Raw genomic sequence first — 11,614 nt, 5'->3', positions numbered from 1 at the left:
TTCGTGTATTATTTTCCAGAACCTCCCTATTTTTTAATGTCGGCTGGACTGCTAGCAGGTATCGCCTCCGGTGTAGCATTTGAAGCAACTCTCAAACAATCCGTACAACTGTGGTCTAAAAATCGTTCTACTAGCACTTTGGCTAACCTGCAAGGGCTGCCATTGCAGATGCCTTTTCTGGGAATGGCGGGCGGTATTTGCGTATTTTTAGCTTCGGGGATGGAGATTTTTGGCTTCCCAAAACTACTTTCTTATGCCCTAGCTTTGCCACTGACGCTACTCACGGGCTGGCTAGTTTGGACTCAGCTAGGTAAGCTTTTGATCGAGTTAGAACGCGGAGGTTCCCAAGCGCTGGATCTGGATTCTTTTGAACAATGAAAGTTAACTATCAACCTCTTTTTATCAGAAGGAAGGGGGTTGATAGTTCTCTAAGATTATCATATTTGATGCTTTTTGAACCGCAGAGAACGCAGAGAACGCAGAGGAAGAGAAAGAAAAAGAAGACAACTTATGCAATAATTTGTGTAAAAGTTTTAAAATCTAAAATCTAAAATCTAAAATCGAATGAGTATTTTACTTGTTACGGGTGCGGCGGGATTTATTGGATCTAACTTAGTAGAAACTCTTTTAAATCGAGGCGAGACGGTGATCGGTGTTGATGAGTTCAACGATTATTACGATCCGGATCTCAAGCGCAAGAATATTGCACGATTTGAAAAGTATCCGGGTTTTGAATTGGTGGAAGGCGATATTTTGTCTCAAAATTGGCGATCGCTTTTATCCGATGTTAAGGTAATATTTCATCAGGCGGCGCAAGCAGGTGTTCGTGCTAGCTGGGGCGACGGTTTTCGCAGCTATACCGAACGCAATATTAACAGCACTCAAGTATTGTTAGAAGCGGCAAAAGATGCGCCAAGATTGCAAAAGTTTGTCTATGCTTCTTCTTCTTCAATTTACGGCAATGCTGAATCTTTTCCCACGAATGAAAATGCTTGTCCGCAGCCGGTTTCTCCCTACGGAATTACGAAATTAGCCGGTGAACGTTTGTGCGGGCTTTATTACAAAAATTTTGGCCTTCCGACTACTTCGCTGCGCTATTTTACTGTTTACGGGCCGAGACAGCGCCCGGATATGGCTTTTCACAAGTTTTTTAAGTCGATTTTGTTTGATGAGGCGATTTCAATTTTCGGCGACGGATTGCAAACGCGGGATTTTACGTTTATCAGCGATTGCGTTGCGGCGAATTTAGCGGCGGCTGAGGTTCCAGAAGCTGCAGGGGAAGTTTTTAATATTGGTGGGGGAAGTCGGGTAGTTTTAAAAGAAGTTATTGATACAATAGAGAGAATTGTCGATAGACCTATTCGCATAGATTTTACTGAAGCTGCGAGGGGAGACGCGCGGCACACTAGCGCGGATGTGTCTAAAGCCAAGAAAATCTTAGGTTATCAGCCGCAGGTTGCTTTAGAAGAAGGTTTAAGGCACGAATGGGAGTGGATTCAGTCTTTGTACAGTTAGAGTACAGTTAGAGGCTATCTATCCCAGAAATTCCGCAACTTAAATTGAACATTGTTAATTTTTCTAATTCCCAAAGTTTTGAGATTTCTCTGCAAGCGAACCAACAAATTTGGAGGTGCGAGTTTTGGCTGTGTTTCCGGCGACTTCAAATATCGGTAGTGCAGAAACACCTCTCGGTAAGGAATCTCAACATCTTCGCCAGCACACAATCGAGTAAACTTTGCAGCCGAAATACTCATGTAGTGCAAGTAAGTCAATCGTAGCCCTTTATCGTATAGAACATAATCTATCACCTCAAATTTAGAAGACCAATGATTGCCAGTTACCCGTGCAGGTTGATGATAAGCAAAGTTATAAAAAGAGATGCCGCTGCGGGCGACTAAATAGTTAAATAAAGGTTGGTCAGTTCCCCGCAAAGACAAAATTTCTGCTTCTCCCGAAGTCAATTTCTCTAACATCTGATTTGAGTTATTTCTATTTAAAATACCTTTTTTGGAAGCAAACCAACCAGCACAAAAAATTTGGGATTGCAGTTGACCAAGATTGAAAAATTCTGCTAGTTTGGGAGATGATAAGTCAAATACATAATTGAGGTCAGACTTATATTGAAAATCGTTGGCTACCCAATCAAATTCATCAAGTTTTTGATAGATGTAATCTAGAGAACCCATCAACAGAGTGTCGCAGTCAAAATAGACAAATTGGTCAAAAGGGCCGTCAAAACAGCAAAATTTTCGGTGCATTCCCAAACCATGAACTTGCCCCCAACCTTTAGCTTGCCAAACTTGTTGAGCCTTGCGGTGAGATGTCCAAGCTTGAGTCGCAAAGTTTTCCCAAAAATCGATGGAATCGGTATTGTCAAACAGTGTGACATTGTGTAGGAGGGAAATGTGCGATCGCACTTTTTTCAAGTTCTTATCGTAGGGAATAATGCAAACAGGAATATTTTTTGCCCCATTGACTTCGAGACTGTTCAATAAAGCTACTAAGTGGTCAAACACAACATCGTTTGCTAGAATATAAATGCCATCAGCCATCGGATTTTAGATTTTAGATTTTAGATTGAATAATTCTACTCGTTACTAGGTGCGGCCTGTAAACCAGTTAATTTCTTATTGCGCGTGGACTTCGTTTGTGTGCCCGCGTTGCTAGCGATTTCAATCGCCTTGTGACTACAAAGAATATTATTTATCATGCCAATATCGAAATATCTTTTGCACTAAATTTGGTTTTTCCTCTTCCTCATTGAGATAACGATAATGTTTCCAAAGTTTCCAATAAGGACTACCCGATTTAATCGGTATTCCAGCCCAGTGAAGATATTTTAACCTTTTGCCTTTGTCATAAAGAACATAATCTATTTCCTGAAAATGCTTGGAACCCGCCCAGCTTCCAGGTTCTGTTGCTGAATCTTTAACAAGATTGCAGCGCTTGGAAATCAATTTAAGAATAATATAATTTAGTATAGGTTGGTCGGTGACATTTTGAGTAAAGTCAAAATATTCTCGATGGTGCGAACATTCGCGCAATATGTCATACATTTGCGATTCTGAAATAGTTCCTTTCCTCGAAGCCCAAAAACCGCTGTTAAATACATCTTGAAGCTGTGAGTCTGTAAAGATATTTTGTTCTTTTACAAGTGGTGAAAATACATTTCGCAGTTTTTCGCTGAGGTGGTGGTAGTCGCAGCAAAAAAAGTCTACTTCTGATAGTTTGTCGAGGTTGGCTGCGATGTCTTCAAAGACGATGATATCGGTATCGATGTACAGAAATTCGTCGAGGGGGCCAAACCAGGCTGCGAGTTTTCGCATTTTGTTGGGGAGGGCTAAAAAGTTGCGATCGAACATTTGGCCAATTTCCCTGGTAAACTGTTCGACAAACTCCAGATTTGGGAACAATCGCACCCCGTGGAGACGGCTGAGGGCGGCTGCGACTTGCTGATAATTGTCGTCGAAGGGAATCAGAAAAACAGGTACTTGACAATTGTACAGACGTATGGTGTTTAAAAGGGCGATCGCACTTTCGATCACCTTATCATTCGCAACAATATAAATACCGCGACTCATACATTTATCCTCAACCTTCTCAATACCCTTTTTAACAAATTCGGCGCAGAAACCTGAGTATAAGACTTTGGCGCTTGGGCAAAAATCGGACGCTTGGAGGGTTCCCGGAGATAGCGGTAGTGCAGGAACAAATCGCGATAGGGAAACTCAATATTTTCGCCCGCACAAAGTCTCCGAATTAAATCCGGCGGCACACCAATATAATGAATGTAAGTAAGTCGGTTTCCCTTGTCGTACAAAATCTGATCGCGTTCTTCAAAATGTTGAGAACTGACGCTACACCCAGTTTTTTCGCCATCCGGGAGGCTATAAGCAAAATTATAGCTATTCATCCCCGTTTTCATCACCATATAATTGAGCAACGGCTGTTCTCCCGCACCTTCATAGAGAATTTCCGCCTCGCCCGATTGCAGTTGAGCTAACAGCCCTTCCCTAGTATCTTGCTCAAACAATCCTTGCTTGCTGGCGTAAAATCCAGAACAAAATATTTCCGAGTCTATCCGATTTTGCTCAAAAACTTCTAGGAGTTTTGGTGACTGAATATTGTATACTTTAGTTGGGTCGCGAAATTGAAAATCATAAACCACAAAATCCGATTCCTCTAACTTCTGAAAAACCGCATCAAGGGAATTCATCACCAAAGTATCGGCATCCATATAGATAAACTTGTCAAACGGGCCGTCGAAAGCGCAAAAGCGCCGATGTGCGCCGTAAAGCCGGAATTTTTTGCGGTTCAAACGCTCTGGTGCGGCTGCTTCCATGAATTGGTCCCATCGCTGAATAGATGCGCTATCTTCATAAATAAAGACGTTGGGACGGTTGACAATTTCTGCTTTGATTTGCTGTATCTGGTCGTCGAAAGGATAAATACAGACAGGAATATTTGAGCCTAAGATAACTTCAATACTGTTGAGCAAGGCAATTAGTTGGTCGTAAACTGTATCGTTGGCTAGCGTGCAAATTCCATTCATATCTATAGTCTCGCGAAGGCGGACTTTGTTTGTGTCGTTGCGGTTTCAACCACCGAATCAGTTAGTAAAATGGTAGAGAAGGGCGATCGGGGAAGACTAAAGCATAGAACCGAAAACCAGAGCGACGCGAAAACCGATGTAATATTGGCGGTTGCCCGTCGAGTCCCTGACACGATAGGCACTGCGGCAACTGAACGCAGGGCTGTGCAAGGAACCACCACGCTGCATTCGGTATTCAGATGTGCCAGTTTCCCAGGAACTTCCGTCAGTTGGTGCCCCGTTATAGTTTTCGTGCCATCTATCACTGCACCACTCCCAAACCTGACCGTGGAGGTCGTAAAGTCCAAAGGCATTGGGGAGACAACCCCCGACATAAGTTGTGTGTCTGCGATATCGGACTAATTCCGGGGTAATAGTTTCCCCAAAATGAAATGGGGTTGTTGTACCCGCACGACAGGCATATTCCCATTCTGCTTCACTCAGGAGGCGATATTTTTTCCCGGTTTTTTGCGAGAGTTGGCCACAGAATTCGACGGCCATATCCCACGATACTTTTTCTACAGGACGTTTTTCACCTTGAAACCATGATAATGATGATGGGTTGTTTCCCATCACTGCTTGCCACTGTGCCTGGGTGAGAGGGTATTTGCCTGCAAAAAAAGCGGGTACTGTTACTTGATGCTGCGGACTTTCACAACTGTCTCTACCTTCTTCTGTTGCTGGCGAGCCCATCATAAATGTACCCCCGGGAATATAAACCATTTCCAGCACAACTTCGTTCCCTAAGTCTTCAGGAAAGAAATGAGCATAATGACGGCGACGACTGTTTTCTTTTCCTTTAGCATCAACTGTTATCACATCAAAGTCAAAAGTAGGCAAATATTTTTGGAACTGCTCTTTTAGATTTGGTTCATCTCTATCTTTCAGCAGCGAATAGGCTGCAAACTTCACCTGCATTGATTCATCTTGCAGCGCCCCAATTATTAAATCTAAACCTGCGTGCCCATGTCTGAGTGCTTCAGACAGTGCAGAAATTTTCACCTCGACAATCGGTGAAGCCAAACGACTCTTAACGCCGGGAATCCCGCCTAAAACAGCAGCACCTAGGGGGGGTGGATTTTGACCGCCGAGTACGGCATCGTATTCTCTGGGTTGATTTTGGTTTTCTGTCATTGCGCTATTTCCTAAGATACAAAGTTAGATAGCCAATTAAGCAAGTTCAATTCGTGGAGAATGATTTGTCTAGCTTCAGCAATTTTCTCCCTCGCTTCATGCCAATAATCCGCAGTAGCTACAACCTCTTTAATAAATTCTACTCCTTTCTCATCCAAACTCGGCAGCCGCAGAAAACTCCCCGCCGGCAACAACTTATCCGCCGCAGAACCGCCGTAATAAATCGGCAAACACCAAGCTAGCAAAGCATCCCAAAGTTTCTCGCTGACATACCAATCGTTTTCTGCATAATTTTCAATAGCTAAGTTGTAATAGTATGGTGCGACGGCGTGCCATTTATTGTTCACAGTGCCGTTTCCGCGAGCCCAACTTGGCAAGTTTCGCCCGTAAAGGTCAAAATCCAATTCTTGTAATTGCAGCAATTTGATAAAGTCTAATCTCTGGCGGTGATTGGCGCTGCGGCTAACACCTGAAGTAATCCAAGAACAGGATTTAGTTTTCGGCGGCGCAGGCATTTCATCGAGTTCTCGAAATGAGTTGCTGTGATACCAAATCGCCGGCATATAATTGGGGTTGGGTGCGAAGTCGTCGGGCCCGGAAACGTAACCACAATAAAGTTTGGCTTGTTCGTAGTTGGCTTTGGTAATTTCAATAACTTCTGGTAATGGCGGTTCGCGGATTAGGTAAATTCTGCGTTCATTGGGGACACCGCGCAATTTTTCTCGAATGTCCTTTTCTGGATTTTGGGGGCTTGGACGGCGGATTTTGTCGAGCCACGACTGCTTTTTGGACGGTTTTGGAAAGTCGAATTGATACATGAGTAAAAAGTCTGGTTCTGGGTGATTCGCTAACATTTGAATGTGGCCCCATTTGCCGAAGTTGTGGGGGGTTTGTTGCCACAGCCAGTCGCTTTGGTTCATGCCTGGATAGGTGGTGATTGTGCCGATGATTTTTGGGTTCATATCTAATAATAAATCGGGTTTTTGCGTGTGGGCGGGGCGGGTTTATGAGATTATTAATTTGAGGCGATTATTGTTGGTAAAACTCGCCCCGGAGGATTTTAAAATTATCGGATGAGGATTAATGAATCATTTGCGATCGCACTTGCTCATCCACATACCTCAAAATTCTCTCTATCCTATTTTCCCACGAAAACTGCTTGACAAAATCAATCGTTTCTGCATAGCCTTCGCTTTTCCTCGGATATTTGGTTAAACAATCTCGAATGCTTTGCGCGAACTGGTGCGGGTTATCCGGTTTGCACCAAATTGCTGCTATATCTCCCCATTTAAATTCCATTAAAGATGCAATCTCCGTCGCTACAATCGGAGTTCCCGATGCCATGTAATCAAAGAATTTTAAAGGAGATGTGAATGTCGCCGCCTCTGTCAAACAGTGCGGGTGAGTCAAAACATCGGCTGCTTGCAGCAAGCTAGCTAGTTGATTTTGAGGCAGGTAGCCGAGAAATTTAATGTTGTTAACTTGCTTGGATTTGGCTAACTGTTGGTAGGCTGCTACTTGGGATGAATCGCCACCCGCGATCGCAAATTGAACCAGCGGCAATTCCTTAGCCACATCCACCAACATATCAACACCTTTAAACGGGTAAAGTCCCCCTGCATAAACTGCTAAATGCTGTCTGTCATCTTCTAATAATTTCTGTAGCCAATTCTGAGCAGCTTCTGTTTGTCTCGCGAGAAACAACTTGTTAAAACCGTTGTGCAGTGTAATTACTTTTTCCGACGGCATCCCATTCAAAATCATGCTGTCTCGCACTGTATCGGCAACAGTTACGGAAATCTGAAACAGAGGATTGCGGACAATTTCTGATTCAAATTGCTTGTCTTCATGGTGGTGCTGTTCGTAGATAGCGGGAATTCCGTTTTTAACTGCTGCTTTGACAAAGTTCCAGTCCCGGGTATGGACAATTTGAGTCGATTTAAGCAGGTGAATCGGTAAATAGTATTTTGATACTATTGTACTCGCACTCGTCCACTTGTTATCCCAAAGGTCGATCGGCCACGGCATCGGTAAATCTGCTACTTTTAATTTATCTTGAATATTGTAAATTTTGGCAAGCTTGTCATCGGGTTTCCTCGGTTGAAAAGGAAAAAGCAAATCAACCGGATTCAAAGCACTCCAGCCTTTGCGGAGGTATACCAAAACTGCTGGATAACCGAGGTTTGCTGCGGCATTGGCAGAGTGTGTAACTTGAACTAAGCTCGCTACATTGGGTTGCGGCAAGATATTTCTGGTAAAAAATACATAATATTTAGACATCGTAATTGGTAGTTGGTAATTGGTAAAGGGAGGCAGAGCCTCCACATATGTATTCCTAGGCGAACCCTGGGAACAAAGGCAAATCAACCCGACATGAGATGACTTATGGCTCCTTCTTCCTAAATTCTTCCTTCTTCCTTATTCCTCCTTCCTTCTTCCTTCTAACTACTTTTTAACAGCTTGACGCTTAATCGTCTTTTCTATAAATTCTAAAGTAGTGAAAATATTAGCAGCCGAGTGAAACGATTCTCGGATTAACTCGTCTCTTTCTTCGGGAGAGTCTACCATTTCATCTACTAGCAATTTGAGGTAAGCTATCATGGGAGTCAGGCGAGTGCGAATTTCGTAAGAACCTCTAATTAGAGCTTCATCGCGAGCGGTTTCTTCGGCAAATTGCACTGAATACAAGCGAGTGTAGTAACCTCCTTTTGCTAGCAATTCTTCGTGGGAACCCATTTCTACTACTTGTCCGCGATCGATCACGGCGATTTTATTGGCTTTTTGGACTGTGGAGAGGCGGTGGGCGATGACTAAGGTTGTGCGATCGCAACTCAATTTCTCGATCGCCGCTTGCACGTACCTTTCCGAAACCGTATCCAGCGAACTCGTTGCCTCATCTAAAATTAAGATTTCCGGGTTTTGCAACAGGGCTCTAGCAATTGAAATTCTCTGACGCTGCCCTCCCGATAAAATCACGCCCCGATCGCCAATTTGAGTATCCAACCCCTCCGGCAACAGTTGGATAAACTCATAAGCATTCGCTCCCTTCGCCGCTTCCACAATTTCTTCCTCAGTCGCTTGAGGCCTAGCGTAAGCAATATTTTCGCGCACTGAAGCATTAAATAAAAACGTATCTTGGCTAACAATACCCATCGCTTGTCTGAGACTTTTGAGATCAAAGTCACGCAAATTCCTGCCATCGATCGAGATATGGCCTTCAGTAGGATCGTAAAATCTAGGCAGTAAATCTGCCAAAGTTGACTTGCCAGAACCCGAAGTTCCTACCAAAGCCAAAGTAGTGCCGTGAGGTAGAAATAAATCAACTCCTTGAAGAACTAAATTTTTGTGGTTAGGATAACTAAAAGATATTTTATTAAAATGAATCCCCGATCGCAAATGAGTGTACGGCACTTTACCGTTCACCATAAATGGCTTGTCGTCACGCCTCAAAAAATCATTAACCAGCTCTACACTAGCCGACGTATTAGCAAATTGACTGCGCCCGCTATTCAACTGAGAAATTAAAGGAATCAACCTAAAAAGTACCAATAAGTAGGTTAATAAAATTGTAGAAATAGACTCTATCTCATTTGCAAATATTGTGCGACCTATAAATACAATCAAAATTATAACTATCAAATTAACAACTTCGTTAATTGGGGCGATCGCCGCATAATTTACCTGAGCCTGAAAATCTGCTTGTTCTCGCCTTTGAATTAAATGCTTGATCCGCTGATACTCTCTTTCCTCGTTCCCCGTTGATTTGACCAACCGAATCCCAGTAATGGTTTCCAGCACCCTAACCGAATAATCTTTCGACATTTCAGAAAGCAGGTAGCCAAAATGCTTGGAACGGTTAATAATATATTGATTTGTCCAAGCAACTAACGACAGCAAAACTGTAGCTGTCATCGTCAGTTTCCACGAGAGAGAAAGCAGCAGACCCACAAACACCAAAACAGTGATTGAGGTAGTAAACATTGAGATCGCCGTGCCAACTGCACTAGCAGTTCGACCAATCTCTCCCCCCAATCTATTAATTAAATCCCCGACTTTAGTTTTAGAGTAAAAATCTAAATCTACTTTTAACAACAACCGCAAACCTTCTTCTCGCAAATCAAAAGTCAGAGAGCGCGTCAGAGAAGTAGCTACTAAAGTATTGATATAACTGGCAACATTTTTTAAAAAAATAGCCAGCACAATCGCCCCGGTCATCAACATTAAACGCTGATTTTCGGGCATTCCCTCAAAGGGATACATCAAAGTTTTAATTAGAGGTGGAGCGCCGCGCAGCTCGATTGCTTCCTCTAAAAAACTTAAAAGCACTGGTACAATCAGAGTCGTGCTGATACCGTTGAATAAAGCGCCAGAAAAGCCCAGCATCACAGTTAAGAAAATCCTGCCGGGATATCGTCTGGCAAATTTTAGGAGTAGCTTATTGGCAGACATGAAGCATTCCCAGCTAAACAGTACGGCATCTCAAAATATTCTTTAATAACAGCCAGTTTTTCTTCCTCCCGTGAGTGGTTTTAAAATAACCTTTACATACCTGCGATTATCTCTGAAAGTATCGGTTTCATTGCTTGAATACTATATTTTTTCACACATCTTTCCCGAGCTTTCATCCCTTGTAAATTAGCCGCTGTCAAATTTTGAAATATCCATTGAATTTTTTGTGAAATTTGAGCGGGAGAACTCGGATCGACTAAATAACCCGTTCCCCCCAAAATTGCTGGAATATCCCCCACTCGCGTAGACAAAACAGGCTTAGCCATTGCCATGCCATCTGTCAGCTTGAGCGGAAACTGAGCCACGGCTGTGAGAGTTTCTCGCTGAGGAACAACGACAACATGAGCCGCCGCTACAACCGACGGCATCGTTTCCACTGGAAACCTTGGCAGTTTAATAATCCAACGCCCCCATTGTTTCACAAGTTTATCATCATAATCATCATAAGGACTCCCGCCGACGATCGCTAATTTTAAATCGGGCTCATTTAACTGTTCCAGGGCCATCAAAACATCCTCCACGCCTTTATGAGGTCGCGGTGCCCCCGGAAACATCAGAACTCTATACCCGGACAAGCCGTAACGCTGTCTGCTCAATTCAGGATTGTATTTAGCAGGGTCGAACATTGCAGTATCCTTACCATTAGGCAAATATACACCCCCAAAACGCTGTTTTAAAAACTCAGTATGAACGGTGACTGCATCAGCACCGTGGATGAGACTTTCCATCCACTTTACATAAAGGGGATTATCTGGTTCTTTCAATTGACCATTGTGTTTAAAAATATCTCGATAAAGCTGTTTAAAAGAAGGACGGTATTTCCATTCATCTCCACCGTACCAGCTCATTTCCCAGTCGTCTATATCTAGAATTATAGAGTGGCGACTCGCCAGTTTTTTTAGCAGTGATAACCCAAAGCTTGTAGGTTTAGGTTTGACTGCATAAATAATATCCCCATCTATTTTTTTCCAAAGTTTTTGAGCATCCCTCAAAAACCCCGGATAATTTTTACCCGGTATCGCACATACCCGGATATCTCTGGGAGGAATAGCATACAATTCCTTGCCAAACTGAAATCCAACAACTTCTACATCACATTTAAGCTCTCTCAGGACTTGAGCTAAGAAAAAAGCACGAATTGCACCTGCTCCTGACAAATCGCTCACTACTAATGAAACTTTCACTGAGTATTTTGTTTATAACATTTGTTTGATTTTCCTGCTTAACTGAGCTTTTGTCAAGGCGATGGGTAGTCACGCACTCCCGACCAAAGAAACCGGGTTTTTAACTAGGACAAAGGGCAGCAACGAAGTATTTTGGTAAAAAAACCAGTGATGAATCCAGGACTGTTATTCACTCCCGCAATAATTCTCCTAGGTG

10 protein-coding genes are annotated in these 11,614 nt (G+C 43.1%); 2 read left to right on the top strand and 8 right to left on the bottom strand.

Annotation, left to right across the window (positions count from 1 at the left end):
• The first annotated feature begins 3 nt into the window (after positions 1-3).
• Together QUB14_RS13835 and QUB14_RS13830 are read left to right on the top strand one after the other, a co-directional pair.
• On the top strand, positions 4-378 hold the full coding sequence (locus QUB14_RS13835) for a hypothetical protein (protein ID WP_190659115.1): 375 nt from the start codon (positions 4-6) through the stop codon (positions 376-378).
• Positions 379-564: 186 nt separating this feature from the next.
• The gene (locus QUB14_RS13830; protein ID WP_333217506.1) at positions 565-1,515 is read left to right on the top strand and encodes an NAD-dependent epimerase/dehydratase family protein; all 951 of its coding nucleotides are present in this window, start codon (positions 565-567) and stop codon (positions 1,513-1,515) included.
• Positions 1,516-1,529: 14 nt separating this feature from the next.
• Here QUB14_RS13830 and QUB14_RS13825 read toward each other — a convergent pair whose 3' ends face one another.
• The 8 genes from QUB14_RS13825 to QUB14_RS13790 all read right to left on the bottom strand — a co-directional run bounded on the left by QUB14_RS13825 (position 1,530) and on the right by QUB14_RS13790 (position 11,418).
• Positions 1,530-2,552 (bottom strand): Npun_R2821/Npun_R2822 family protein, encoded by a 1,023-nt coding sequence (locus QUB14_RS13825; RefSeq protein ID WP_333217505.1) that lies wholly within the window; start codon positions 2,550-2,552, stop codon positions 1,530-1,532.
• 147 nt (positions 2,553-2,699) lie between these two features.
• Positions 2,700-3,581: an Npun_R2821/Npun_R2822 family protein gene (locus QUB14_RS13820; RefSeq protein WP_333217504.1), complete on the bottom strand. Its 882-nt coding sequence runs from the start codon at positions 3,579-3,581 to the stop codon at positions 2,700-2,702.
• Positions 3,578-4,552, bottom strand: a complete 975-nt coding sequence (locus QUB14_RS13815; RefSeq protein ID WP_333217503.1) for an Npun_R2821/Npun_R2822 family protein — start codon at positions 4,550-4,552, stop codon at positions 3,578-3,580. Before QUB14_RS13815 ends, QUB14_RS13820 begins: the two co-directional genes overlap by 4 nt.
• Positions 4,553-4,648: 96 nt before the next feature.
• Positions 4,649-5,725 carry a formylglycine-generating enzyme family protein gene (locus tag QUB14_RS13810; protein WP_333217502.1) on the bottom strand — a complete coding sequence of 359 codons (1,077 nt, stop codon included), beginning with the start codon at positions 5,723-5,725 and terminating at the stop codon, positions 4,649-4,651.
• A gap of 11 nt (positions 5,726-5,736) precedes the next feature.
• Positions 5,737-6,687 carry a glycosyltransferase family 10 domain-containing protein gene (locus QUB14_RS13805; protein WP_333217501.1) on the bottom strand — a complete coding sequence of 317 codons (951 nt, stop codon included), beginning with the start codon at positions 6,685-6,687 and terminating at the stop codon, positions 5,737-5,739.
• A 118-nt stretch (positions 6,688-6,805) separates the two neighbouring features.
• A complete protein-coding gene (locus tag QUB14_RS13800) occupies positions 6,806-8,005 on the bottom strand; it encodes a glycosyltransferase family 4 protein (protein WP_333217500.1) in 1,200 nt (399 codons plus the stop codon).
• Positions 8,006-8,170: 165 nt separating this feature from the next.
• Entirely contained in the window at positions 8,171-10,174 is a 2,004-nt protein-coding gene (locus tag QUB14_RS13795) for an ABC transporter ATP-binding protein (protein ID WP_333217499.1), read from the bottom strand.
• Positions 10,175-10,266: 92 nt separating this feature from the next.
• A complete protein-coding gene (locus QUB14_RS13790; protein WP_333217498.1) occupies positions 10,267-11,418 on the bottom strand; it encodes a glycosyltransferase family 4 protein in 1,152 nt (383 codons plus the stop codon).
• Positions 11,419-11,614 lie beyond the last annotated feature (196 nt).

The organism is Microcoleus sp. B3-D2, from assembly GCF_036705345.1.
Taxonomy (GTDB): Bacteria; Cyanobacteriota; Cyanobacteriia; order Cyanobacteriales; family Microcoleaceae; genus Microcoleus.
The sequence above is the reverse complement of the archived record's forward strand: the minus strand, read 5'-3'. Positions and strand labels throughout refer to the sequence as shown.